This window comes from Pseudaquabacterium inlustre (assembly GCF_038066595.1).
Classification (GTDB): Bacteria; Pseudomonadota; Gammaproteobacteria; order Burkholderiales; family Burkholderiaceae_C; genus Pseudaquabacterium; species Pseudaquabacterium inlustre.
The window spans coordinates 145,829-169,028 of the sequence record NZ_JBBUTH010000004.1; the positions used below are offsets into that span (position 1 = coordinate 145,829).

Annotated in this window: 22 protein-coding genes, 1 tRNA gene and 1 pseudogene; 13 read left to right on the forward strand and 11 right to left on the reverse strand. The window is 71.1% G+C overall.

Going from position 1 to position 23,200, the window contains the following annotated elements; translation table 11 throughout:
- Nucleotides 1-147: 147 nt before the first annotated feature.
- On the reverse strand, nt 148-1,830 hold the full coding sequence (locus AACH10_RS08735; protein WP_341410007.1) for an electron transfer flavoprotein-ubiquinone oxidoreductase: 1,683 nt from the start codon (nt 1,828-1,830) through the stop codon (nt 148-150).
- A gap of 238 nt (nt 1,831-2,068) precedes the next feature.
- Here AACH10_RS08735 and AACH10_RS08740 point away from each other — a divergent pair, with 238 nt between their 5' ends.
- Both AACH10_RS08740 and AACH10_RS08745 read left to right on the forward strand, forming a co-directional pair.
- Nucleotides 2,069-2,851 (forward strand): SDR family oxidoreductase, encoded by a 783-nt coding sequence (locus AACH10_RS08740; RefSeq protein WP_341410008.1) that lies wholly within the window; start codon nt 2,069-2,071, stop codon nt 2,849-2,851.
- Between the two features lie 10 nt (nt 2,852-2,861).
- Nucleotides 2,862-3,563 (forward strand): YceH family protein, encoded by a 702-nt coding sequence (locus AACH10_RS08745; RefSeq protein ID WP_341410009.1) that lies wholly within the window; start codon nt 2,862-2,864, stop codon nt 3,561-3,563.
- A gap of 18 nt (nt 3,564-3,581) precedes the next feature.
- Here the strand turns inward: AACH10_RS08745 and AACH10_RS08750 are convergent, their stop codons facing one another.
- From AACH10_RS08750 to AACH10_RS08760, 3 genes are read right to left on the reverse strand one after another with little or no spacing between them, the layout of a single operon-like run.
- Complete coding sequence (locus AACH10_RS08750) at nt 3,582-4,418, reverse strand: beta/gamma crystallin-related protein (RefSeq protein ID WP_341410010.1); 837 nt, start codon at nt 4,416-4,418, stop codon at nt 3,582-3,584.
- Nucleotides 4,419-4,465: 47 nt separating this feature from the next.
- On the reverse strand, nt 4,466-5,020 hold the full coding sequence (locus AACH10_RS08755) for a LuxR C-terminal-related transcriptional regulator (protein WP_341410437.1): 555 nt from the start codon (nt 5,018-5,020) through the stop codon (nt 4,466-4,468).
- 17 nt (nt 5,021-5,037) lie between these two features.
- The gene (locus tag AACH10_RS08760) at nt 5,038-5,487 is read right to left on the reverse strand and encodes a PaaI family thioesterase (RefSeq protein WP_341410011.1); all 450 of its coding nucleotides are present in this window, start codon (nt 5,485-5,487) and stop codon (nt 5,038-5,040) included.
- Between the two features lie 158 nt (nt 5,488-5,645).
- Here AACH10_RS08760 and AACH10_RS08765 point away from each other — a divergent pair, with 158 nt between their 5' ends.
- The 3 genes from AACH10_RS08765 to AACH10_RS08775 all read left to right on the forward strand — a co-directional run bounded on the left by AACH10_RS08765 (nt 5,646) and on the right by AACH10_RS08775 (nt 8,846).
- The gene (locus tag AACH10_RS08765) at nt 5,646-6,356 is read left to right on the forward strand and encodes a CoA transferase subunit A (protein ID WP_341410012.1); all 711 of its coding nucleotides are present in this window, start codon (nt 5,646-5,648) and stop codon (nt 6,354-6,356) included.
- A gap of 1 nt (nt 6,357) precedes the next feature.
- Nucleotides 6,358-6,996 carry a 3-oxoacid CoA-transferase subunit B gene (locus AACH10_RS08770; RefSeq protein ID WP_341410013.1) on the forward strand — a complete coding sequence of 213 codons (639 nt, stop codon included), beginning with the start codon at nt 6,358-6,360 and terminating at the stop codon, nt 6,994-6,996.
- Between the two features lie 71 nt (nt 6,997-7,067).
- Nucleotides 7,068-8,846 (forward strand): gamma-glutamyltransferase family protein, encoded by a 1,779-nt coding sequence (locus AACH10_RS08775; RefSeq protein ID WP_423228580.1) that lies wholly within the window; start codon nt 7,068-7,070, stop codon nt 8,844-8,846.
- Here the strand turns inward: AACH10_RS08775 and AACH10_RS08780 are convergent, their stop codons facing one another.
- The 3 genes from AACH10_RS08780 to AACH10_RS08790 all read right to left on the reverse strand — a co-directional run bounded on the left by AACH10_RS08780 (nt 8,847) and on the right by AACH10_RS08790 (nt 10,753).
- Nucleotides 8,847-9,323, reverse strand: coding sequence for a type II toxin-antitoxin system VapC family toxin (locus tag AACH10_RS08780; protein WP_341410015.1), 477 nt, complete (start codon nt 9,321-9,323; stop codon nt 8,847-8,849). It lies immediately after the preceding gene.
- Nucleotides 9,324-9,329: 6 nt separating this feature from the next.
- Entirely contained in the window at nt 9,330-9,626 is a 297-nt protein-coding gene (locus AACH10_RS08785) for a hypothetical protein (protein ID WP_341410016.1), read from the reverse strand.
- 89 nt (nt 9,627-9,715) lie between these two features.
- Nucleotides 9,716-10,753 (reverse strand): quinone-dependent dihydroorotate dehydrogenase, encoded by a 1,038-nt coding sequence (locus AACH10_RS08790; RefSeq protein ID WP_341410017.1) that lies wholly within the window; start codon nt 10,751-10,753, stop codon nt 9,716-9,718.
- 74 nt (nt 10,754-10,827) lie between these two features.
- Between AACH10_RS08790 and rpiA the strand changes: the two genes are divergently transcribed.
- The gene (gene rpiA / locus AACH10_RS08795) at nt 10,828-11,505 is read left to right on the forward strand and encodes a ribose-5-phosphate isomerase RpiA (RefSeq protein ID WP_341410018.1); all 678 of its coding nucleotides are present in this window, start codon (nt 10,828-10,830) and stop codon (nt 11,503-11,505) included.
- A 6-nt stretch (nt 11,506-11,511) separates the two neighbouring features.
- Here the strand turns inward: rpiA and mnmC are convergent, their stop codons facing one another.
- The 4 genes from mnmC to earP all read right to left on the reverse strand — a co-directional run bounded on the left by mnmC (nt 11,512) and on the right by earP (nt 16,405).
- A complete protein-coding gene (mnmC, locus tag AACH10_RS08800) occupies nt 11,512-13,512 on the reverse strand; it encodes a bifunctional tRNA (5-methylaminomethyl-2-thiouridine)(34)-methyltransferase MnmC2/FAD-dependent 5-carboxymethylaminomethyl-2-thiouridine(34) oxidoreductase MnmC1 (RefSeq protein ID WP_341410019.1) in 2,001 nt (666 codons plus the stop codon).
- Nucleotides 13,513-13,522: 10 nt separating this feature from the next.
- Nucleotides 13,523-14,527: a heme-dependent oxidative N-demethylase subunit alpha family protein gene (locus AACH10_RS08805; protein ID WP_341410020.1), complete on the reverse strand. Its 1,005-nt coding sequence runs from the start codon at nt 14,525-14,527 to the stop codon at nt 13,523-13,525.
- Between the two features lie 100 nt (nt 14,528-14,627).
- Nucleotides 14,628-15,182, reverse strand: coding sequence for an elongation factor P (efp, locus tag AACH10_RS08810; protein ID WP_341410021.1), 555 nt, complete (start codon nt 15,180-15,182; stop codon nt 14,628-14,630).
- 92 nt (nt 15,183-15,274) lie between these two features.
- Entirely contained in the window at nt 15,275-16,405 is a 1,131-nt protein-coding gene (gene earP / locus AACH10_RS08815; RefSeq protein WP_341410022.1) for an elongation factor P maturation arginine rhamnosyltransferase EarP, read from the reverse strand.
- Nucleotides 16,406-16,454: 49 nt separating this feature from the next.
- Here earP and uvrC point away from each other — a divergent pair, with 49 nt between their 5' ends.
- The 7 genes and pseudogenes from uvrC to AACH10_RS08850 all read left to right on the forward strand — a co-directional run bounded on the left by uvrC (nt 16,455) and on the right by AACH10_RS08850 (nt 23,191).
- Nucleotides 16,455-18,479 (forward strand): excinuclease ABC subunit UvrC, encoded by a 2,025-nt coding sequence (gene uvrC, locus AACH10_RS08820; RefSeq protein WP_341410023.1) that lies wholly within the window; start codon nt 16,455-16,457, stop codon nt 18,477-18,479.
- Nucleotides 18,466-19,038, forward strand: a complete 573-nt coding sequence (locus tag AACH10_RS08825; protein ID WP_341410024.1) for a hypothetical protein — start codon at nt 18,466-18,468, stop codon at nt 19,036-19,038. Before uvrC ends, AACH10_RS08825 begins: the two co-directional genes overlap by 14 nt.
- A 26-nt stretch (nt 19,039-19,064) precedes the next feature.
- Nucleotides 19,065-19,631: a CDP-diacylglycerol--glycerol-3-phosphate 3-phosphatidyltransferase gene (gene pgsA, locus AACH10_RS08830; protein ID WP_341410025.1), complete on the forward strand. Its 567-nt coding sequence runs from the start codon at nt 19,065-19,067 to the stop codon at nt 19,629-19,631.
- A 41-nt stretch (nt 19,632-19,672) separates the two neighbouring features.
- The gene (locus AACH10_RS08835; protein WP_341410438.1) at nt 19,673-20,518 is read left to right on the forward strand and encodes a DMT family transporter; all 846 of its coding nucleotides are present in this window, start codon (nt 19,673-19,675) and stop codon (nt 20,516-20,518) included.
- 144 nt (nt 20,519-20,662) lie between these two features.
- Nucleotides 20,663-20,986, forward strand: a pseudogene (locus AACH10_RS08840) (HU family DNA-binding protein); the annotation flags it as partial.
- A gap of 30 nt (nt 20,987-21,016) precedes the next feature.
- Nucleotides 21,017-21,092, forward strand: a tRNA-Val gene (locus AACH10_RS08845).
- A 182-nt stretch (nt 21,093-21,274) separates the two neighbouring features.
- A complete protein-coding gene (locus AACH10_RS08850) occupies nt 21,275-23,191 on the forward strand; it encodes a SurA N-terminal domain-containing protein (RefSeq protein WP_341410026.1) in 1,917 nt (638 codons plus the stop codon).
- Nucleotides 23,192-23,200 lie beyond the last annotated feature (9 nt).

The window sequence follows — 23,200 nt, forward strand, 5'->3', positions numbered from 1 at the left end:
GGACGGGAGCCGGCCGAGCGCCCCACGGTCAGCCCTGCAGGGCTGACCGCTTCGCCAGGCACAAGCCGTCCTCAGGACGCCTTGTGTCCGGGCTCAGCCCGCTCGGCGGGTGGACCCGCGTACCCGCGGGGCCGGGTGCCTCAGTTCCTACATGCCAGCGTAGTTCGGACCGCCGCCGCCCTCGGGCGTCACCCACACGATGTTCTGCGTCGGGTCCTTGATGTCGCAGGTCTTGCAGTGCACGCAGTTCTGTGCGTTGATCACCAGCTGGTCAGCGCCGTCCTTGCTGACGAACTCGTACACGCCGGCCGGGCAGTAGCGGCTCTCGGGGCCGGCGTACTTGGCCAGGTTGATCGCCACCGGCACCGAGGCGTCCTTCAGCGTCAGGTGCGCCGGCTGGTTCTCTTCATGGTTGGTGCTGCTGATGAACACCGAGCTCAGGCGGTCGAAGGTGAGCTTGCCGTCGGGCTTGGGGTAGTCGATCTTCGGGCACTCGGCCGCCGGCTTCAGCGCCACGTGGTCGGGGCTGTCGCGGTGCAGCGTCCACCAGGGCGTGAGGCCCAGCTTGGGGAACACCACCTGCTCCAGGCCGAAGCCGATCTTGCCGATCAGCGGGCCCTTCTTGAACCACTGCTTGAAGTTGTTGTCGCGCTTGAGCTCGGCATGCAGCCAGCTCTGCTCGAAGGCCTGCGGGTAGTCGGCCAGCTCGTCATGGCTGCGGCCGGCGGTGACGGCGGCATAGGCGGCCTCGGCGGCCAGCATGCCGGTCTTGATGGCGGCATGGCTGCCCTTGATGCGCGCAGCGTTCAGCATGCCGGCGTCGCAGCCGATCAGCGCGCCGCCCGGGAACACCAGCTTGGGCAGGCTCAGCAGGCCGCCGTTGTTGATGGCGCGCGCGCCGTAGCCGATGCGCTTGCCGCCCTCGATGTGCTTGCGGATCGACGGGTGCGTCTTCCAGCGCTGCATTTCCTCGAACGGGCTCAGCCAGGGGTTCTTGTAGTCCAGGCCGATGACGAAGCCGAGCGTGACCTTGTTGTCCTCCAGGTGGTAGAGGAAGCCGCCGCCGAAGGTCTCGTCGTCCATCGGCCAGCCGGCGGTGTGCACCACCAGGCCGGGCTGGGCCTTGTCGGCCGGGATCTCCCACAGTTCCTTGATGCCAATGGCGAAGCTCTGCGGCTCGCGGCCGGCATCCAGCTTGAACTTGGCGATCACCTGCTTGCCCAGGTGGCCGCGCGCGCCCTCGGCGAAGATGGTGTACTTGCCCAGCAGTTCCATGCCCAGCTGGAAGTTCTCGGTGGGCTCACCGTCCTTGCCCACGCCCATGTTGCCGGTGGCCACGCCCTTGACCCGGCCCTGATCGTCGTACAGCACCTCGGCGGCGGTGAAGCCGGGGAACACCTCGACGCCCAGCGCCTCGGCCTGCTCACCCAGCCACTTCACCACCGAGCCCAGGCGCACCACGTAGTTGCCGTGGTTGTCGAAGCAGCGCGGCATGGCCCACGGCGGGGTGTAGGCGGTGCCGCCGTCCTCGGCCAGGAACAGCACCTCGTCGTGCGTGACCGGCTGGTTCAGCGGCGCACCCAGCTCCTGCAAGTTCGGGAACAGCTCGTTGATGGCGATCGGGTCCATCACCGCACCGCTCAGCGTGTGGGCGCCGGGCTCGCTGCCCTTCTCGAGCACCACCACCGAGATGTCCTGGCCCTTCTCGGCAGCCAGCTGCTTCAGGCGGATGGCCGTGGCCATGCCGCCGGGGCCGCCACCGACGACGACGACGTCATACTCCATCGACTCTCGGGGGCCGAACTGGGCGAGGATCTCCTGCGGGGTCATGGCTAGCGTTCCTGTGGGGTGTTCATGGACATGCGGGCGGGTGCGCGCGCACCCAGATTCCTGTCATTCTACCCAGCGGGTCCGGAAAATCGAACGATCGTGCTTTTTTGTCGCGGGGGCGACAGAACCCAGGTCAAGCGCCGGCCGAATGCCGGGGTTTGGACCGCTGATTCCACGCCAACGGCGAGGGGGCTGCGTGCTATCGTGACCCGGTTCCCTGAACCGTGAATCGACGACCATGAGCTACAACATCGATCTGTCCGGCCGCGTGGCCTTCGTCACCGGCGCCTCCAGCGGCCTGGGCGCCCAGTTCGCCCGAACGCTCAGCCAGGCGGGTGCGGCCGTGGTGCTGGCCGCGCGCCGCGTCGAGCGGCTCAAGACCCTGCGCGCCGAGATCGAGGCCGCCGGCGGCGATGCCCATGTGGTGGCGCTCGACGTCACCGACCACGACAGCATCAAGTCGGCCGTGGCCCACGCCGAGACCGAGGTGGGCACCATCGACATCCTGGTCAACAACTCGGGCGTCAGCACCACGCAGAAGCTGGTGGACGTGAGCCCGGAAGACTTCGACTACACCTTCGACACCAACACCCGCGGCGCCTTCTTCGTGGCGCAAGAGGTGGCCAAGCGCATGATCGCCCGCAGCCGCGGCGCGGCGCCGGGCACCTTCACCGGCGGGCGCATCGTCAACGTGGCCTCGATGGCCGGCCTGCGCGTGCTGGGCCAGATCGGCGTGTACTGCATGAGCAAGGCCGCGGTGATCCACATGACCAAGGCCCAGGCGCTGGAGTGGGGCAAGTTCGGCATCAACGTCAACGCGCTGTGTCCGGGCTACATCGACACCGAGATCAACCACCACCACTGGCAGACCGACGCCGGCCGGAAGCTGATGGCCATGCTGCCGCGCAAGCGCGTGGGCCATCCGCAGGACCTGGACTCGGCGCTGATGATGCTGTGCGCCAACGAAAGCCACTTCATCAACGGCGCCATCCTCAGCGCCGACGACGGCTTCGGCGCCTGAGGCTGCAGCCATGCGAGAGCTGACCCCGCTGGAAGCCCGCGTGCTGGCGGTGCTGGTGGAAAAGGCCGCCACCGTGCCCGACAGCTACCCGCTGACGCTGAACTCGCTGCAGTCGGGCGTGAACCAGAAGACCGCGCGCGACCCGGTGATGAACGCCGGCGAGACCGAGATCCTGGAGGCCATCGACAGCCTCAAGCGCCAGAGCCTGGTGTTCGAGACCTCGGGCGGCCGCGTCAGCCGCTACGAGCACAACGCGCCGCGCGGCATCAACGTGCCGGGCGATGCTGCGGCGCTGCTGGCGGTGCTGGTGCTGCGCGGCCCGCAGACGGCGGCCGAGTTGCGCACCAACGCCGAACGCCTGCACCGCTTTGCCGACATCGCCGCGGTGGAGGCCTGCCTGCAGGCCCTGGCCGACCGCTACCCGCCGCGCGCGGTGCTGCTGCCGCGCCAGCCCGGCGCGCGCGAAAGCCGCTGGGCGCACCTGCTGTGCGGCGAGGTGGTGCCCGCCACGTTCGCGCCGCGCGAGACCGGTGGCAGCGACGACGACGCCATCACCGTGGGCGAGGCCGTGGCGCTGAAGGCCGAGGTCAAGCGCCAGGGCGAGGAACTGGCGCGCCTGCGCACGCTGGTCGAGCGCATGGCGGCCGAACTGGGCATGGCGGTGCCGCAGGACGAAGGCGCGCCGGCAGCGGTTCCCCCGGCCGGTACCTGAATCCGAGGCCGGCCCGATTCACCAGCCCTGTTCGCGGCGGCGTTCCGCCACCATGGCATCGGCGCGGCGCAGTTGCTCCGGGCTGCAGGCCGTCCACTGCCGCCAGCGGCGGCCATCGGCGGCGTAGTCGATCACGCACTGGTCGCGGTAGCTGACCTCGGCCTCGCGTTGGCGGTTGAAGCGGACCTCGGGCGCCCAGCGCTCATGGCCCGGCCGGCCCGCGCCCGGCTGGCCCGGCCACAGCGGTGGGCCCCCCACCGGCCGCAGCGACGAGATCTGGTCGTTCAGCCCCTGGTCGCGCAGATGCGGGTACTGGCCCGGCCGCAGGATCACGCAGCGGCCGCCGAAGCCGGCATCGCTGCACAGCTCCCACTGGCCGTGGCGCACGATGATCGACGACGCGCGGTCGTTGAAGTCGCGGCTGCTCAGGTTGTCGATGCCATCGGCCGTGCCGAAGCGCCGGCCCTGGAAGTCGTCGTGCTCGAACAGCTCGATCGCGTCGCCGCGTTCCCAGCCGCCGATCTGCCGCGCCGACGAGACCGCGTCGTTCAGCCCGATGTCGCGCAGCGAGGCGTAGCGGCCCGGCTGCAGCGTGACGCACTGGCCGCGGAAATCGGCGTCCGAGCACAGCTGCCAGGCCTCGCCGCGCACCATCACCGACGAGGCGCGGTCGTTGAAGCCGGCCTCGGACAGGTTGTCCACGCGGTCGCGCACCTGCATGCTGCGGCCGCCGAAGTTGTCGTGCTCGTACAGCAGCAGATCGGCCCGCGCCGCCACGGCCGCCGCGCCGATGGCGACCAGAACCAGACCTTGCCGAAGGGCCGAGCGGACACGGGCGACGGTGCGTTTGTGCATGCGTCTTCAACGGTGGCGGGCGCCCTGCGGATGACGCGCGCCGTCGCTCAGCCCGACAACAGCTTGTGCACCAGCTCGGGCGTGGTGGCGGCGCCGGCCTTGCGCATCAGCCGGGCGCGGTACACGTCCACGGTGCGCGGGCTGATGTCCAGGCGCTTGCCGATCTGCTTGCTGGTCAGGCCTTCGATCAGCAGCGCGGCGATCTCGCGCTCGCGCGGCGTGAAGTCGACCTTCAGCTTGCGACGTGCGCTCAGGTCCTCGAAGGCCCAGATGCCGGCCGCGTGCGGCGTGGCCGGGTCGAGCGCGCGGCCGCTCACATGGCACCAGAACAGCTCGCCTCGGCTGGCGCCATCCACGCGCTTCATCACCCGCTCATCGGCATACCAGCCCTGGGCATCCAGCGCCGCAACGATGCGCTGGCCGGTGCGCTCGAACTCGTCGTGCGTGGGGTACAGGATCTCGAAGCTCTGGCCGATCAGCTGCTCGCGCTCGGCGCCGAACATCGCCAGCACCTGGCGGTTGCAGTCGACGATCTGCCGCTGGCGGCTGAGCACCAGGCCGATGGGTGCCAGGTCGAAGGCGGTGCGGTAGTCGAGCGGCAGGTCAGGCACGTCGCGGCTTACAGCAGGGCATAGGTGGTGGTGGCGTGCGCGGCGACGCGACCCTGGGTGTCGAACACCTCGATCTCGCCGAACACCAGGCTCTTGCCCGCGCGCAGCACGCGGGCCACGACCTTGGCCTCGCCCACCGTCTCGGTCTGGCTGCCCGGGATGGGGCGCAGGAAGCTGGTCTGCAGCTGCACGGTCGTCATCGGCTTGAAGCCGCCGATCTGGCTGCTGGCGGCCAGCACCATGGCGGTGTCGGCGGCGGCCATCAGGGTCTGGCCGCACAGCACCTGGCCACCGTGCACATGGCGCGGCGCGATGGGCAGTGCCAGCGTCACCTCGCCGCGGTGGGTGTGCAGCACGCGCAGGTCGAGGTCCTTCACCCAGGGGGCGAACAGCTCGGCCAGCATGGCCTGCAGCGCAGGCACGTCGACGTCAGGCGGATGGGGGGTGTTCGAGCTCATGGTTCGCAGTGTCTCCAGTGGCGCCCGGCGTGGCGTCGGGCATGTTCCGTAAGCGATCTTACGTAACACCTACGTAATGGCATACGTAGTACGCTTCGCGCCGCGTTCGCATCCACCCATTGGCTTTCCTTTTTTGCCCTTCGCGGAGCATCCACCCCATGAACAAGATCTACCCCAGCGCGGCGGCGGCCCTGGCCGACATCGTGCGCGACGGCCAGTTGCTGGCCGTCGGCGGTTTCGGCCTGTGCGGCATTCCTGAGGCGCTGATCGACGCGCTGAAGGACAGCGGCAAGAAGGACCTGACCGTCATCTCCAACAACGCCGGTGTCGACGGCTTCGGCCTGGGCAAGCTGCTCGAGACGCGGCAGATCAAGAAGATGATCAGCAGCTACGTGGGCGAGAACAAGGAGTTCGAGCGCCAGTACCTGGCCAAGGAACTGGAGCTGGAGTTCACGCCGCAGGGCACGCTGGCCGAGCGCCTGCGCGCCGGCGGCGCCGGCATCCCGGCCTTCTTCACGCGCACCGGCGTGGGCACGCTGGTGGCCGAGGGCAAGGAGCAGCGCGAGTTCGATGGCCACACCTACGTGATGGAACGCGCCCTGGTGCCCGATGTGGCGCTGGGCAAGGCCTGGAAGGCCGACAAGAGCGGCAACCTGGTGTTCCGCCGCACCGCGCGCAACTTCAACCCGGCCGCCATCATGGCCGGCAAGATCAGCGTGGTGGAGGTGGAGGAGATCGTCGAGACCGGCAGCCTGGATCCCGACAGCATCCACCTGCCCGGCATCTACGTGCACCGCCTGGTGCTCAATGCCACGCCCGAGAAGCGCATCGAGAAGCGCACCACCAAGCAGAACCCCAAGGGAGTTTGAGATGGCCTGGACCCATGACGAGATGGCCGCCCGCGCGGCCAAGGAACTGCAGGACGGCTTCTACGTGAACCTGGGCATCGGCCTGCCCACGCTGGTGGCCAACTTCGTGTCGCCCGACATCGAGGTGTGGCTGCAAAGCGAGAACGGCATGCTGGGCATCGGCGCCTTCCCCGACGAGAGCGAGGTCGACCCCGACCTGATCAATGCCGGCAAGCAGACCGTGACCACGCTGCCCGGCAGCAGCATCTTCGGCAGCCACGACAGCTTCGCGATGATCCGCGGCGGCAAGATCAACCTGTCCATCCTGGGCGCGATGCAGGTGTCCGAGAAGGGCGACCTGGCCAACTGGATGATCCCCGGCAAGATGGTCAAGGGCATGGGCGGCGCCATGGACCTGGTGGCCGGCGTCAAGAGCGTGGTGGTGCTGATGGAGCACGTGGCGCGCCGCAAGGACGGCGGCTTCGACCTGAAGATCCTGCCCAGCTGCACGCTGCCGCTGACCGGCGTGGGCGTGGTCGACCGCATCATCACCGACCTGGCGGTGCTGGACGTGACCCCGCACGGCCTGAAGGTGGTGGAGATGGCGCCGGGCGTGACCCGCGAGGAACTGCAATCCAAGACGGGTGTGACGCTGCAGTGATGCGCTGATCCCGTGCCGCGCCGCAAGGCGTGGCGCCGGCCCCGGAACGCCGCCGGCGCTAGCATGCGCCGATGCGGCGTTTTTCATTTCTGGCGGCCTGCTTGGCCTGGGCACTGTCGGCCTGCGTGGCGCCGCTGCGCAACCTGCCGGGCGAGGCGGCGCCCACCCAGGCCCAGCCCGAGGCCGCCACCGGCCTGAGCGCCAAGCCCGGCTGGACTTTCAAGCACCACGCCGTGGCCGCCGCCAACCCGCTGGCCGCCGAGGCCGGTGCGCGCATGCTGGCCGCCGGCGGCAGCGCGGTGGACGCCGCGGTGGCCGTGCAGATGGTGCTGACCCTGGTGGAGCCGCAGAGCAGCGGCATCGGCGGTGGCGGCTTCCTGCTGCTGTGGGATGGCGAGCGCGTGAGCGCCTGGGACGGGCGCGAGACCGCACCGGCCGAGGCCGATGAACGCCTGTTCCTGAAGCCCGACGGCCAGCCGATGGGCCTGCAGCAGGCCCTGGTGGGCGGCCGCGCGGTGGGGGTGCCGGGCGTGCTGCGCCTGTTGCAGGCCGTGCACCAGCGCCATGGCCGCCTGCCTTGGGCGCAGCTGATGCAGCCGGCCATAACCCTGGCCGAGCAGGGCTTTGCCGTCAGCCCCCGGCTGCATGCGCTGATTGCCAGCCGTGCCGCCGCGCTGCGGCGCGATGCGCAGGCGGCAGCGTACTTTCTCGGCCCCCAAGGCCAAGCCTGGCCGGTGGGTCACCGCTTGCGCAACCCGGCGCTGGCCCAGGTGCTGCGCGCCATGGCCACGCAGGGCGCCGACGCGCTGTACCAGGGGCCGATCGCTGCCGACATCGTGGCCCGCGTGCGCGGCCATGCCGGCAACCCCGGCCGGCTGAGCCTGGCCGATCTGGCCGCCTACCGCGCCATCGAGCGCGAGCCGCTGTGCACCGCCTGGCACCAGGTGCGGGTGTGCGGCCATCCGCCGCCGTCGTCGGGCCACATCGCGGTGATGCAGACGCTGGGCCTGCTCGACCGCCTGCCGCCGGCCGTGACGCCGCAGGGCCCGGCGCTGACCGACGGCGTGCCTGGTGCCGAATGGCTGCACGTGTATGCCGAGGCAGCCAAGCTGGCCCAGGCCGACCGCGAGCGCTGGGTGGCCGATCCCGCCTTCGCCGCGCCGCCGGCCGGCGGATGGCTCGGCCTGCTGGGCGATGCCTATCTTTTGAAACGAGCGTCCAGCATCGGCCCGCGCGCCACGCCCAGCGTGGCGGCCGGCGAGCCCGAGCACGGCACCAGCCACATCAGCATCGTCGATGCCCGAGGCCAGGCGCTGGCCTTCACGACCAGCATCGAATACGCCTTTGGCGCCCACCTGATGAGCGACGGCGGCACGGGGCTGTCGGGCGGCTTTCTGCTGAACAACCAGCTCACCGACTTCACGTTCGCGCCGGCCGACACCCAGGGCCGGCCTTCGGCCAACCGCGTGCAGCCGGGCAAGCGCCCGCGCAGCAGCATGAGCCCGACGCTGGTCTTCGATGCCTCAGGCCGGCAGCTGCAGGCCACGCTGGGCTCGCCCGGCGGCGTGGCCATCCCGCACTACACGGTCAAGACGCTGCTGGGCCTGCAGGCCTGGGGACTGGACGCGCAGCAGGCCGTGGCTTTGCCCAATGTGGCGCAGTTCAGCGGCAGCCCGCTGCTGCTGGAAGCCGGGCGCTTTCCAGCCAGCACCGTGCAGGCGCTGCAGGCACGGGGTCACAAGGTGCTGGAGACCGACCTGACCAGCGGCCTGCAGGCCCTGCAGCGCGTGCCGGGTGGCTGGTTCGGCGGGGCCGATCCGCGGCGCGAGGGCGTGGTGGCTGGGGAGTAGTCAGCCGCGCAGCAGGTTGACCAATGGCCGACCCTGGCGGTCGCGGTAGACATCGAAGTCGCTGTCCAGGCTGAGGATGTGGCGCAGCTTCAGCCGCGCGGCGGCCTCGGCGATCGACGCATCGGCCAGGTCCAGCGGCAGATCGGCAAAACGCTCGGCGATGGCCAGCATCTGCGGCAGGCTGGTGGTGGCATCGGGAGAATCCAGCCGCACCGCACCACGCTGCACCCAGCGCAGGAAGTCCAGCGCCGCCGCATTGGCAATGCGCCGCGCCAGCAGCGCGCACACCTCGGTGGCCACCGGCCAGGTGCTGATCAGGCGCGTGGCCGGGTGGGCGCGCAGCCACTCGCGCACCGGCGTGTGCCAGTGGTCGGCGGCGTTGAACAGTGCGATCAGCGGGCCGCTGTCCACCAGCACCTGGGCCGGTGCGGCGGCATAGCCCGGTGAGGCTTCGCGGGCCTGGGCGCGTGTGGCCATCCGTGTTCAGCGCCGCGCTGCGCCGGGGGTGCCGGGCCGGCCGGTACGCGCAGGCCGTGCCGCCTTGTCAGCCCACACCTCGGCCAGCGCGGCCTTGCGTGTGCTGGCCAGATCGGCCGGGCCCGCGTGGCGGCCGAACAGGTCTTCACCCAGCGCATGCGCCGAGGGCGCCGGCTCGGGCGTGCTGTCCAGCCACTGCACCAGCGCCTCGCGGATCACCTGGCTGGCCGGCACGTCCAGCGCCGCGCAGCGCTGGCGCAGGCGCTGTTCCAGCGCTGCATCGAGCTTGACGGTCATGGTCATGGTGGCAGCCTCTGCAAGGGTGTAATACGCTAAATATTACGATCCGGCCGCGCCCGGTGTCAAACGGCTACCTGCTGCGATTCAGCGATTCAGCGCTTCAACGCCCGCGCCACCTCGCCCGCCAGCCCCGGCCCACGGTAGATCAGGCCGGTGTAGACCTGCACCAGGTCGGCCCCCGCCGCCAGCTTGGCGCGGGCATCGGCGCCGTTCATCACGCCGCCCACGCCGATGATCGGGTAGCCGCTGCCCAGCTCCGCGCGCAGCATCGCGATGACGCGGTTGCTGGCCTCGCGCACCGGCGTGCCGCTCAGCCCCCCGGCCTCCTCGGCATGCGGCAGGCCCTGCACGGCCTCGCGGCTGATGGTGGTGTTGGTGGCGATCACGCCGTCGATGCCGTTGGCGCGCAGCGTGGCAGCGATCACCTTGACCTGCGCGTCGTCCAGATCGGGCGCGATCTTCAGGAACACCGGCACGGTCTTGCCATGCTGCGTGGCCAGTTGCGCGCGGCGCTGCTGCAGCGCGCCCAGCAAGGCGTCGAGCGCCTCGTCGCTCTGCAGTGCGCGCAGGTTCTTGGTGTTGGGGCTGGAGATGTTGACGGTCACGTAGTCGGCATGCGGGTACACGCCGTCCAGGCCCTTCAGGTAATCGCTGGCGGCGTCCTCGATCGGCGTGGCGGCGTTCTTGCCGATGTTCAGGCCCAGGATGCCACCCTTGGCGCGGAAGCTGCGACTGTTGCGCACATTGGCGATGAAGGCGTCCAGGCCCTCGTTGTTGAAGCCCATGCGGTTGATCAGCGCCTCGCGTTCGGGCAGGCGGAACATGCGCGGCTTGGGGTTGCCCGGCTGGGCCTTGGGCGTGACCGTGCCCACCTCGATGAAGCCGAAGCCCATCGCGCCCAGGCCGTCGATGCAGCGCCCGTTCTTGTCCAGGCCGGCGGCCAGGCCCACGCGGTTGGGAAAGCGCAGCCCGGCCACGGTGACCGGGTCATCGACGCGCGCTGCGCTCCACAGGCATTGCAGCGGCGTGCCCTGCAGCGAGGCGATGGCGTCCAGCGTCAGCTCGTGGGCGCGCTCGGGGTCGAGACCGAAGAGAAAGGGGCGGGTGAGGGCGTAGGGGACAATCGGCATGATGCGCGCGATTGTCCCGCATGGTCATCGCGCCACCCCGCTCCCACCCACCCTCTGAACCGGAACCCCTTGCCATGTCCGCCCCGCTGACCCAGGATCAACTCAAGGCCCTCGTGGGCCGCGCCGCCCTCGACCACGTGGTCGACGGCCAGATCGTCGGCGTGGGCACCGGGTCGACGGTCAACCAGTTCATCGATGCGCTGGCCACGGTGAAGCACCGCATCACCGGCGCGGTGTCCAGTTCGATCGCCAGCACGCAGCGCCTGCAGGCGCACGGCATCCCGGTGCTGGACAGCAACACGGTCGCGCGCATCCCGGTCTACATCGACGGCGCCGACGAGATCGACGAGCACGGCTACATGGTCAAGGGCGGCGGTGCCGCGCTGACCCGCGAGAAGATCGTGGCCGACCTGGCCGACCGCTTCGTCTGCATCGCCGACGAGAGCAAGCTGGTGCCGGTGATGGGCAAATTCCCGCTGCCGGTGGAGGTGATCCCGATGGCCGCGGCCCAGGTGGCGCGGCGCTTCAAGGCCGCTTACGGCGGTGACGCAACGCTGCGTGCCAACTGCACCACCGACAACGGCAATGTCATCCTCGACGTGCGCGGCCTGCAGATCACCGACCCCGCGGGCATGGAAGCCGAGGTGAACCAATGGCCTGGCGTGGTGACCGTGGGTATCTTCGCCCGCCACCGTGCGCGCGTGTGCCTGCTGGGCACGGCGGCCGGCGTGAAGACGCTGACCTTCGAGTGACCTGATTCAACGCGGCCGATGCCGCTGCGCCCGCGCGAAGAAGCGCGCCGGGTCCACGGCATCCAGCAGCGCAGCGGGCGCCGGGATCGGCGCGCCGGTGATCCACGCCGCCAGCACCTCGCCGCCCAGCGCCGCCTGGCTCAGGCCGCGTGAACCCAAGGCGCTGAACAGCCACAGCCCCGGCTCGCGCGGGATCTGCCGCGGCTGCTCCAGCTTGTGGCCGGTGGGCTCGGCCACCGGCACCGGGCCCAGCAAGGGCAGTCGGTCGTCGGTGACGAAGCGCCAGCCGGTGCGGCCGGTCAGATGCGGCAGCAGCGCGGCGGGATCGGCCGGCGCCCAGCCGGTCAGGCGCTGCAGTGCGGCCAGGTTGGCGGCGTGGTCGGCCTCGCGCACGGCGGGGTCCGGGTCCCCCGGCTGCGAGGTGGCGCCGCACAGCAGGCGGCCGTCGGGCAGGCGCAGTGCATAGCCGCCGGCGGCGATCGGCTGGTTCAGGTCGGGCAGGCCGGGCATGCCGGCGGGCAGCAGCGTGGTCTGGCCGCGCTGGCGGCCGGTGGGCCAGGCGGCGGTGGTGCGTGTGTCCAGCAGGTGCAGCGCATCGGCGGCATTGGCCAGTACCACGGCGTCGGCTTCGGCGATCGCTTGACCGTCCTCGTTCAGCAGTTGCCAGATCGCGCCGTGGCGCTGCAGTCGGCTCACCGGCTGGCCGCAGCGCAGCGCGATGCCGGGCGTGCGCAGCCAAGCCCGCACCACCTCGGCCGGTGCCGCCCAGCCGGCGCCGGGGTAGCGCCAGGCAGGGCCGGCCAGCGGGCTGCCGGTGGGCCAGGCGGCGCCGTCCACCTGCAGGTAGTCGGGCGGCAGGCCCATCCGGTCGATCAGGGCCTGCATGGCCGCGGGCGTGCTGTCGTGCGCGCTGCGCAGCAGGCCGTTGGCCTGACCCTGCACCGTATGGCCTGCAAGCAGCGGCGCCAGCACGCGCTGCATGTGCAGGGCGCCGGCGCGCAGCCAGCGGGCGTGCGGGCCGTCCTGCGCATGCACGATGCCGTGGAACAGGCCGCCGGCATTGCCCGAGGTCTCCTGCGCCGGCGCGTCGCGGCGCTCGATCACCTGCACCGTGCAGCCCTGTTCGGCCAGCGCACGGGCCACGGCGGCACCGGCCAGGCCGGCGCCGATCACCGCCACACGTTGCGGTGCCACTGCGCCGGTGCCACCGGGCCGGCCCGGTGGGGGCGCCGGGTGCACGCGTGGCGCGAAGGTGCCAACGCTCATCTCGCGCTTGCCGCTGAAACCCTGCACCTTGCGCATCTGGAAGCCGGCCCGTTCCAGCGCCTCGCGCACGGCGCTGGCCACGCTCCAGGTGGCCACGGTGGCGCCCGGTGCGGCCAGGCGGGTCAGGCGCTGCAGCAGTGGCGCGTCCCACATGGCCGGGTTGCGGCTGGGCGCAAAGCCGTCCAGGTAGATCGCATCGGCCTGCAGCACCAGATCGGGCAGCACCTGGGCGATGTCGCCGAGTGCCAGCAGCAGGCGCACGCGGCCGGTGGGCGGGGTGGCCGCGCCGGCATCGCCCGGCAGCGCGGGCAGGTCGATCAGGTGCAGATCGGGCGTCAGCGGCGGCCAGTGGGCCAGCAGGGCCTGGGCCAGCGGTGCGATGCCGGCATCACCGTCGTGCACGGCCAGCGCGCGGGCCAGATCGTCACGCCGCGGCGGGTGCTTCTCGATCGACACGAACACCAGCTCGCGCGGGCGCTGCGCATCGGCGCGCCAGGCGGCCCAGGTGGCCAGGAAGCTGTGGCCCAGGCCGAAGCCGGTCTCCAACACTGTGAAGCGCGGCCGGCCGGCCCAGCGTGCCGGGCCGTCCTCGGTCAGCAGGCCGTTGCCGGCCAGGAAGACATGACGGGCCTGGGCCAGCGCGCCGCGGCGCGCGTGGTACACGTCGCCGAAAGCGGGCGCGCTGGGTGCGGCGGGGTCGGAGAAATCGATCGCCGCCGGCTGCAGCGGGCCCCAGCTCATCGCACGGCGCTCAGGTGGCCGGCGTGGCGCCGCTGGCCTGCGCCTGCAGCCAGGCCAGCAGCGGCGCGCGGGCGTCGGTCAGGCCGCGGTAGGCCAGCACCGCATCGCTCATCGAGGCCAGGGCCGCGTGCACGCGCTGCGCACGGGCCGGATCGGCCAGCGCGCGGCCGAGCGGCTGCACGTCGACGCCGATGCAGAACACGGCCTGCTGGGTGCCGGGCACCGGGATGAAGCTCTGCCGCTCGGTGCGCCACCAGCTCTGCGCCGCCAGCGTGGCGCCGCTGGCATCGGCCAGCAGGGCCGGTGCCGAGCGCTCGGGTGGATAACGTCGTGGATGGGCGTGCAGCCGCGGGTGCGGCGTGATCGTCCAGACGAAGCGCTCCCAGCGATCGGGGCCGGTCACCAGTTTCACCAGCGACTCGGCGGCGCCGGTGATCAGTCGGTTGTCGGCCACCGGGGCATGGATCTCGGCGAAGGGCCGGCCCACCTTCTCGGCCGGCGCCCACACCGAGGGCAGGGCCACGGCCAGCCAGGGGATGGTGCCGGGTGCCGGACCCGCGGCGTCGACGATGGCGAAGTCCTCGCAAAAGGCCAGCGACAGCAAGGCTGCGCGGCGCCAGGGCCGGGCGATCTGGCGCAGGAAGGGGCCGATCTCGGGCCAGCCGCTGTCGGCGTCGCCCACCGGCTCGTCGTCCGCATCCAGGCCCCAGCCCAGGCCGGCGCAGCGCCAGCGCGCGCCGTCCACCTGCCAGGCGGCGGGGTGCTCGGCCGCGGCATGGGCGGCCAGCGCGTTCAGCGCCGGGCGGGCATCGAAGCCGGGCACGGCGCACAGCGCGTCGTCGGCAAAGGCCCACAGCACGGCCAGCTTCTCGCGCAGATGGCGCGAGACACCGCGGTGCGGCAGCGCGGCCGGCGTGAGTTGCGGTGTGCCCGGCGCCAGGCGGCGCAGGCCGGGCTGCATGCGAAACGGTGCCTGAACCGCGAAGTCGAAATCGAAGCCGAGGGTGTCGCTCATGGTGGGACGCACGGTAGCACCGACGGGCCGCCCGGATGCAGGCCGGGCACCATGACAAAGGGGCACCGAAGTGCCCCTGTCGCATCGGGTCTGACCGAGATCAGACGCGCTTGCGGTACTCGTTGGTGCGGGTGTCGATTTCGATCTTGTCGCCCTGGGCAACGAAGATCGGCACCATCACTTCGTGGCCGGTGGCGATCTTGGCGGGCTTGAGCACCTTGCCCGAGGTGTCGCCCTTGACGGCCGGCTCGGTCCAGGTGATCTCGCGCACCACGCTGGTGGGCAGTTCCACCGAGATGGCCTTGCCGTCGTAGAACACCACTTCGGCCTGCATGCCGTCTTCCAGGTAGCTGACGGCGTCGCCCATGTTCTCGGCTTCCACCTCATACTGGTTGTACTCGGTGTCCATCCAGACGTACATCGGATCGGCGAAGTAGGAGTAGGTGCACTCCTTCTTGTCCAGCACGATCTGGTCCATCTTGTCGTCGGCCTTGAAGACGATTTCCGTGCCCTGGTTGTTCAGCAGGCTCTTGAGCTTCATGCGCACCGTGGCCGCATTGCGGCCGCCGCGCGAGTACTCGGTCTTCAGAACCACCCACGGGTTCTTGTCATGCATGATGACGTTGCCGGCGCGGATTTCCTGAGCGATTTTCATGGGGGTCCCCGTGTATCCAGAGAGTTGGATCTGTGTCGATGGAGCGGCCGGCGCGGACCCTGAAAAAGCAGGTGGCTCGGGCGCAAAGCCCGCTATTCTAGCGTTTTCCCCATGACGAATTGCTGGAGCTGGCTCACCAGGTCGGTGCGCGAGCGCAGCCCGTCACGCCAGCGGGTGTGCAGCGCCGCCCAGTCGGCGGCCGGCGGCAGGGCCTCGGGCCAGGGCGCCAGGCCATTGGCGGCGCGCTGCGCCTGGGCCACGGTGGCGGCCAGTGCCGGCGGGGCGCCGGCGGTGAGGCGCCGCACGAAGGCTTCCAGCTTGGCCGCATGCACGCCATCGTGCTGCGGGTAGATCTGCCACAGCATGGGCGCCGCGCTGGCCACCTGGGCGCGCACGAACGAGTCTTCGCCGCGCACCAGGTTCAGCGCGCAGCCGGCCAGCAGGCGGTCGTAGTCGGGCTGCGGCAGCCAGGGCAGGGCGGTGACGGCCGCGCCGGCCGGCAATGCGCCGGCATCGGCCAGCGCCTGCACCTGGCGCTGCGCGGCACCCGGTGCGGCCAGCAGGCGCACCGGCGCGCCACCGGCCCACGCAGGCAGGCGCTGGATCAGCCCCGGCAGCGCCGGGTTGTCGTAGCAGAACAGCGAGACCGGCCAATCGCCGGCCGCGCACCAGCCCTGCGCCTGCAGCCAGGCGCGGTGCTCGGCAGCGGCGCCGGCCGGCACGTCGTCGTGCATCAGCCCGCCGGTGGCGGCGGTGAAGCCGGGGTAGAAGAACCACTTGGTCAGGCCCTGGCCCGGCCCGCTGAACTGCGGCGAGGCCAGCCGGTGCGAGCGCTCCACATAGTCCTCGGCGCTGAGGTATTCGAGGTTGATCCACACCGGCGGCCGCGCCATCGCCGCCATGCGCGCGACGAAGGCCGGCGGCGGATCGCAGCCGAAGGTTTCCACCACCACGTCGCCGGGCTGCAGGCCGGGCACCGGGTCGGGGCTGTCGGTCCAGGCGATGACCTGCACGCCGGGCTCGCCCCCACCGCCGAGGTGGGGGGCCATCCAGGTCAGTGCTGAGGCGTCGTCCACCCACAGGCGCACGGCCACGCCGCGGCGCGCCAGCGCGCGGGCCAGGCGCCAGCTGACGCCCAGGTCGCCGTGGTTGTCGATGACGCGGCAGAACAGGTCCCAGGTGGCTGCGCGCGGGGTGAAGCGGGTGGCGGGTGGCAAGGGCATGGGGCGATTGTCCTGCGGTGACAATCACGCCCCGATCCGCCGACGCCCGATGACCGCGCCCGAAGCCCCCCAGACGCCCGACACCCCCGAGACGCCCGAGACGCCCAGCCCCGAGGCGCTGCAGCGCGAGCGCGTGCTGGCCGAGGTGGCGGCGCTGCCGGGCCTGCCGGGCGTCTACCGCTACTTCGATGCGCGCGGCGAGGTGCTGTACGTGGGCAAGGCGCGCAACCTGAAGAAGCGCGTCTCCAGCTATTTCCAGAAGGACCACGGCGGCACGCGCATCGGCGTGATGGTGGGCCGCATCGCGCGGCTCGAGACCACGGTGGTGCGCAGCGAGGCCGAGGCCCTGCTGCTGGAAAACAACCTGATCAAGGCGTTGAACCCACGGTTCAACATCCTGTTCCGCGACGACAAGAGCTATCCCTACCTGAAGCTGGAGCGTCACCCGTTCCCGCGCATGGCCTACTACCGCGGCGCGGTCGATCGCAAGCACACCTACTTCGGCCCGTACCCCGGCGCCTGGGCGGTGAAGGAGACCATCCAGCTGCTGCAGAAGGCCTTCCGCCTGCGCACCTGCGAGGACACGGTCTATGCCAACCGCTCGCGGCCCTGTCTGCTGTACCAGATCCGCCGCTGCTCGGGGCCCTGCGTGGGCCTGATCACGCCGGCCGACTATGCCCGCGACGTGGCCGATGCCGAGCGCTTTTTGCGTGGCGACACCGATGCCGTGCTGGGCGATCTGCAGCGCCAGATGATGGCGTTTTCCGACGGCCTGGAGTTCGAGCGCGCGGCCGAGGTGCGTGACCGCATCGGTGCCTTGTCGCGCGTGCTGCACCAGCAGAGCGTGGACGAGAGCAGCCTGTCGGCGCGCGACCGCGACGTGGACGTTCTGGCCGTGCGCGTGATGGGTGGGCGCGCCTGCGTCAACCTGGCCATGGTGCGCGGTGGCCGCCACCTGGGCGACCGTGCCTACTTCCCCACCCATGTGGAAGAGGCCGCCGCGCTGGGTGCCGAGGAGGTCGAGGCGCTGGAAGAGGCCGAGGCGGCGCTGCCGGTGGAGTGCCAGGTGCTGGAAGCCTTCATCGCCCAGCACTACCTGGGCGTGGCGCCGCCGCCCAGCCTGGTGGTGAGCCACCCGGTGCGGCGCGAACTGCTGCAGGCCCTGGCCGAGCAGACCGGCGTGAAGATCACCGCCCAGCCCAACCCGCGCGAGCAGCGCCGCGTGTGGCTGGAGATGGCCGACAAGGGCGCGCAGATCGCGCTGGCCCGCCTGCTGGCGGAAGAAGGCAGCCAGCGCGAGCGCACCCGCGCGCTGGCCGAGGCGCTGGAGCTGGATGCCGAGGATCTGGACGCGCTGCGCATCGAGTGCTTCGACATCAGCCACACGGCCGGCGAGGCCACGCAGGCCAGCTGTGTGGTCTACGAGGCCCATGGCATGCGCCCGGCCGAGTACCGCCGCTACAACATCGAGGGCATCACCGGCGGCGACGACTACGCCGCGATGCGCCAGGTGCTGCAACGCCGCTATGCCAAGGTGGCCGAGGCGCGCGCCGCCGCCGCGGCCAGCGGCGAGCTGGATGCCGAGGGCGGCACCGCCACCAACCAGCCGCTGCCGAAGGCGCTGCGCCTGCCGGGCCTGGTGCTGGTGGACGGCGGCCGCGGCCAGGTGGCCATGGCGCGCGAGGTGTTCACGCAGCTGGGCCTGCCGCTGCACATCATCGTCGGCGTCGAGAAGGGCGAGGGCCGCAAGGTGGGCCTGGAAGAACTGGTCTTCGCCGACGGCCGCGAGAAGGTCTACCTGGGCCACGACTCCGCCGCGCTGATGCTGGTGGCGCAGATCCGTGACGAGGCGCACCGCTTCGCCATCACCGGCATGCGTGCCAAGCGCGCCAGCGTGCGCACCGGCGGCAGCAAGCTGGAGGAGATTCCGGGCGTCGGTCCGAAGAAGCGCGCGCGCCTGCTGCAGCGCTTCGGCGGCATCCGCGGCGTCACGGCCGCCAGCGTCGACGAACTGGCCACCGTGGACGGCATCGGGGCCGACCTGGCCGAGGAGATCTACCGTGCACTGCACTGAACGACCCGCCACGGCGCAGGCCACCATGGCCGCCGGCTGGTGCACGCCGCTGGCCGGCGCCGCGCTGCTGATGCTGCTGTCGGGCTGCAGCCAGCCGCCCGCGGTGACGGCGCCGGCCGTGCCGGCCGAGGCACCGCCCGCGGCCGCACGCAGCGGTGCCGCGCCGGTTCCCCCGGCCGCGCCGGGCCCGGCCACCGCGCCGCCCAAGGCCGCAGCCCCGCGGCGTGCCGCGCCGGCGCGCGGCTGGGACGAGTGGCGCCGCCAGGCGGCGCAGCAGCTGGTGGCCGCCAATGCCGGCCGCACCTACGACGGCGTGCCGCCCGAGCCGCTGCTGGCCATTCCCGTGCTGGAGGTGGAGCTCAACGCCGACGGCAGCGTGCGCCGTGTGGGCGTGCTGCGCCGGCCGGGGCAGGCCCACGACACGGTGCAGCTGGCCATCGACGCCGTGCACCGCGCCGCGCCCTTTGCGCCGGTGTCGCACCTGCCGCGGCCCTGGAAGTACACCGAGACCTTCCTGTTCGCCGACGACCGCCGCTTCAAGCCACGCACCCTGGACTGAGCCATGGCTGCATGCACAATGCCGCCATGTTCCTCACGCTGCCGACTCTGCTGACCTGGGCGCGCATCGTCGCGATCCCGCTGATCGTCGGCGTGTTCTACCTGCCGCTGGATGCGGCCACGCGCAACCTGATCGCCACGGTGATGTTCGTGGTGTTCGCGCTGACCGACTGGCTGGACGGCTGGCTGGCGCGCAAGCTCAACCAGACCTCGTCCTTCGGCGCCTTCCTCGACCCGGTGGCCGACAAGTTCCTGGTCTGTGCCTCGCTGCTCATCCTGGTCAAGCTCGACCGGGTGGATGCGCTGGTGGCGCTGGTGATCATCGGCCGCGAGATCGCCATCTCGTCGCTGCGCGAGTGGATGGCGCAGATCGGCGCCTCGCGCAGCGTGGCGGTGCACATGCTGGGCAAGCTCAAGACCGCCACGCAGATGACGGCCATCCCCTTCCTGCTGTACGACGGCGCGCTGTTCGGCCTGGTCGACACACGGCTGTGGGGCACGGCGTTGATCCTCGTGGCCACCGTGCTCACCATCTGGTCGATGGTGTACTACCTGCAGCGCGCCCTGCCCGAAATCCGCGCCAAGGCCAAGTGAACGACGCTGCCGCGCAGCGGCAAGCCCGCCTGCTGGCGGCCATGCCCTGGGTCTTCGTCGCCATCTGGAGCACCGGCTTCGTGGTGGCGCGGCTGGCCATGCCGCACGTGCCGCCGCTGTCGTTCCTGAGCTGGCGCTATGCGCTGTCGGTGCTGGCCTTCGCGCTGTGGATGCGCGTGGCCGGCGTGGCCTGGCCGCTGGGCGTGCGGCAGTGGGCGCACCTGGGCGTCAGCGGCGTGCTGATGCATGCCGGCTACCTGGGCGGGGTGTGGGCCGCCGTGCGTGCCGGTGCGCCGGCCGGCACGGTGGCGCTGATCGTCGGGCTGCAGCCGCTGCTCACCGCGTTGTGGGAAAGCCAGCGCGGCCGGCATGCGGTGGCGCCGCTGCAGTGGGTGGGCCTGCTGCTGGGCCTGGCCGGTCTGGTGCTGGTGGTGTGGCCCAAGATGGGCGCGGGCGAGGTCACGCCCGCCAACCTGGGACTCACGCTGCTGGCGCTCGGTGCCATCACCAGCGGCACGCTGTACCAGAAGCGCTTCGTGCAGCCGCTGGATGTGCGCGCCGGCAATGCGGTGCAGCTGGCCGCGGCGCTGCTCGTCACCTTGCCCTTTGCCGCGCTGGAGACGGCGCCGATGGTGTGGCACCCCGATGTGCTGATCGCGCTGGCCTGGTCGGTGCTGGGGCTGTCGCTGGGCGGCAGCTCGCTGCTGATGATGCTGATCCAGCGCGGCGCGGCCACGCGCGTGACCAGCCTGCTGTACCTGGTGCCGCCGTGCACCGCGGTGATGGCCTGGTGGCTGTTCGACGAGCGCCTGGGCCTGCTGGCGCTGGCCGGCATGGGCCTGTGTGCGGCCGGTGTGGTGCTGGTGCGCCGGGGCGACGTGCGGTGAGTCACACAGCAGGTTTTCGGCCGGCGCGACACGGGCCTCGCGGACGCCTGACCCCGCGCATAGAATCCGCGCCTCACGCTTGACACTGCACGGCGCGTGCCGCTGTAATCGACGCGAACCACAGCGCCACCGAAGCAGGGCCGGCAGGGCCCGCAAGACCACCACGCCAGCGCCAATTCGAGAGGGGGTACCTTCGTGAACAAGACCGATCTGATCGAGCACATTGCCAAGCAGGCCGACATCTCCAAGGCCGCTGCCACGCGCGCCCTGGACGCCTTGATCGGCGGCGTGAAGACCACGCTGAAGAAGAACGGCAACGTGTCCATCGTCGGCTTCGGCACCTTCACGGTGACCAAGCGCGCGGCCCGCAGCGGCCGCAACCCCCGCACCGGTGACGTGATCAAGATCAAGGCTTCCAAGGTGCCGAAGTTCCGTCCGGGCAAGGCCCTGAAGGACGGCATCAAGTGAACCACGGCGCCACGCGCGCCTACGCATGACGGGTGCTTAGCTCAGCTGGTAGAGCGGCGCCCTTACAAGGCGTAGGTCGGGGGTTCGAGCCCCTCAGCACCCACCAATCCGGTCGCCCCAGGCGGCCCCCCGGAACCCGGCGCCAGGCGGCGCTGGCCGGGCCCTAGAATCCCAGGTTCCGGCGCTGCCGGCGCTCGGGCCCCAAGTGCAGCAAGGCGAACCCCGGTTCGCCTTTTTTGCGTCCATGGCCCGGGTGGTTTGTCCGCCGCTTCCGAAGGCTCATCACACATGTTCGAGTTCGTACGCACCCACAACCGGTGGCTGCAGCTGCTGCTGCTGATCCTGATCCTGCCGTCGTTCGTGGTGTTCGGCATCCAGGGCTATTCGCGCTTCACCGAGGGTGGCAACGCCACGGTGGCCAAGGTCGATGGCCAGACCATCACCCAGGCCGAGTGGGACAGCGCGCACCAGCGGCAGGTGGAGCGCATCCGCGCCCAGATGCCGGGTGTGGACGCCAAGATGTTCGACACGCCGGCCGCACGCGCCGAGACGCTGGAGATGCTGGTGCGCGAGCGCGTGCTGCAGACCGCGATGGTCAAGCAGCACCTCACCGTCACCGACGAGCGCCTGCAGCGCCTGTTCGTCACCGACCCGCAGTTCGCGCAGCTGCGCAATGCCGACGGCAGCGTCAACAAGGAACTGCTGAACGCACAGGGCATGACCTCCGAGATGTTCGCCGCCCGCCTGCGCCAGGACCTGGCGCTTCAGCAGGTGCTGGGCGGCATCACCGGCGCCGTGGTGGTGCCGGGCGCCGTGGTCAACACCGCGCTCGACGCGCTGCTGCAGCGCCGCGAGGTGCGGCTGGCGCGCTTCGAGGCCAAGGACTATGTGGCCAAGGTGGCGCCCACCGACGCCGACATCGAGGCCTGGTACAAGCAGCGCGAGAGCGAGTTCCGCGCGCCCGAGCAGGCGCAGATCGAGTACGTGCTGCTCGACATGGACGGCATCAAGCGCGGCATCACCGCGCCCGAGGACGACCTGCGCAAGTACTACGCCGAGAACGCCAGCCGCTACACCGCGGCCGAGGAGCGCCGCGCCCGCCACATCCTGATCAATGCCGACAAGGATGCGGCGCCCGACGTGAAGCAGAAGGCCAAGGCCAAGGCCGAGGCCCTGCTGGCCGAGGTGCGCAAGGCGCCGGCCAGCTTCGCCGAGGTGGCCAAGAAAAACTCGCAGGATCCGGGCTCGGCGGTCAAGGGCGGCGACCTCGACTTCTTCGGCCGTGGCGCGATGGTCAAGCCCTTCGAGGACGCTGTGTTCGCGATGAAGCCGGGCGAGATCAGCAACCTGGTCGAGACCGATTTCGGCTTCCACATCATCCAGCTCGAGGCGGTGCGTGGCGGCGACAAGAAGCCCTTCGAGGCCGTGCGCGGCCAGATCGAGGACGAGGTCAAGCAGCAGCTGGCCGTCAAGCGCTGGGCCGAGGCCGCCGAGCAGTTCACCAACACCGTGTACGAGCAGAGCGACAGCCTGCAGCCGGTGATCGACAAGCTCAAGCTCGAGAAGCGCACGGCCACCGTGCAGCGCACCCCGCAGCCCGATGCCAAGGGCCCGCTGGCCAGTGCCAAGCTTCTGGAGGCCCTGTTCGGCAACGACGCGATCAAGAACAAGCGCAACACCGACGCCGTGGAGGTGGGGGCCAACCAGCTGGCCGCCGCCCGCGTGGTGCAGTACCAGCCGGCGCGCACGCTGCCGCTGGCCGAGGTGAAGGAGGCCGTGCGCCAGCGCCTGGTGGCCGCCCAGGCCGAGGCCCTGGCCCGCAAGGATGGCGAGGCCCGCCTGGCGCAGCTGAAGGCCGATGCCGCCAGCGGTACGCTGGCCGACGCGATCACCGTCTCGCGCGCCAAGCCCGAGGGCCTGTCGCGCCAGGTGCTCGACGCCGTGCTGGCCGCCGACGCCACCAAGCTGCCGGCCACCGTGGGCGTGGCCCTGCCGGGCCAGGGGTACGTGGTGGCGCGCATCGACAAGGTGCTGCCGCGCGAGGTGAAGCCCGAGGATGCCCAGGCCCTGCGCGGCCAGTACGGCCAGGCCTGGGGCCGCGCCGAGGCCGAGGCCTACTACCAGGCCCTGAAGGCGCGCTTCAAGACCGAGAAGCGCGCCGACCCGGTGAACGCTGCAAACGCTGCATCGGCGCCCAAGTCCTGATTTCCGCGC

Coding starts and splice junctions, on each gene's coding strand:
- AACH10_RS08735 (WP_341410007.1), bottom strand. CDS start 1,830: ATGACCCCGCAGGAGATCCTCGCCCAGTTCGGCCCCCGAGAGTCGATG.
- AACH10_RS08740 (WP_341410008.1), top strand. CDS start 2,069: ATGAGCTACAACATCGATCTGTCCGGCCGCGTGGCCTTCGTCACCGGC.
- AACH10_RS08745 (WP_341410009.1), top strand. CDS start 2,862: ATGCGAGAGCTGACCCCGCTGGAAGCCCGCGTGCTGGCGGTGCTGGTG.
- AACH10_RS08750 (WP_341410010.1), bottom strand. CDS start 4,418: ATGCACAAACGCACCGTCGCCCGTGTCCGCTCGGCCCTTCGGCAAGGT.
- AACH10_RS08760 (WP_341410011.1), bottom strand. CDS start 5,487: ATGAGCTCGAACACCCCCCATCCGCCTGACGTCGACGTGCCTGCGCTG.
- AACH10_RS08765 (WP_341410012.1), top strand. CDS start 5,646: ATGAACAAGATCTACCCCAGCGCGGCGGCGGCCCTGGCCGACATCGTG.
- AACH10_RS08770 (WP_341410013.1), top strand. CDS start 6,358: ATGGCCTGGACCCATGACGAGATGGCCGCCCGCGCGGCCAAGGAACTG.
- AACH10_RS08775 (WP_423228580.1), top strand. CDS start 7,068: ATGCGGCGTTTTTCATTTCTGGCGGCCTGCTTGGCCTGGGCACTGTCG.
- AACH10_RS08780 (WP_341410015.1), bottom strand. CDS start 9,323: ATGGCCACACGCGCCCAGGCCCGCGAAGCCTCACCGGGCTATGCCGCC.
- AACH10_RS08785 (WP_341410016.1), bottom strand. CDS start 9,626: ATGACCATGACCGTCAAGCTCGATGCAGCGCTGGAACAGCGCCTGCGC.
- AACH10_RS08790 (WP_341410017.1), bottom strand. CDS start 10,753: ATGCCGATTGTCCCCTACGCCCTCACCCGCCCCTTTCTCTTCGGTCTC.
- rpiA (WP_341410018.1), top strand. CDS start 10,828: ATGTCCGCCCCGCTGACCCAGGATCAACTCAAGGCCCTCGTGGGCCGC.
- mnmC (WP_341410019.1), bottom strand. CDS start 13,512: ATGAGCTGGGGCCCGCTGCAGCCGGCGGCGATCGATTTCTCCGACCCC.
- AACH10_RS08805 (WP_341410020.1), bottom strand. CDS start 14,527: ATGAGCGACACCCTCGGCTTCGATTTCGACTTCGCGGTTCAGGCACCG.
- efp (WP_341410021.1), bottom strand. CDS start 15,182: ATGAAAATCGCTCAGGAAATCCGCGCCGGCAACGTCATCATGCATGAC.
- earP (WP_341410022.1), bottom strand. CDS start 16,405: ATGCCCTTGCCACCCGCCACCCGCTTCACCCCGCGCGCAGCCACCTGG.
- uvrC (WP_341410023.1), top strand. CDS start 16,455: ATGACCGCGCCCGAAGCCCCCCAGACGCCCGACACCCCCGAGACGCCC.
- pgsA (WP_341410025.1), top strand. CDS start 19,065: ATGTTCCTCACGCTGCCGACTCTGCTGACCTGGGCGCGCATCGTCGCG.
- AACH10_RS08835 (WP_341410438.1), top strand. CDS start 19,673: ATGCCCTGGGTCTTCGTCGCCATCTGGAGCACCGGCTTCGTGGTGGCG.
- AACH10_RS08850 (WP_341410026.1), top strand. CDS start 21,275: ATGTTCGAGTTCGTACGCACCCACAACCGGTGGCTGCAGCTGCTGCTG.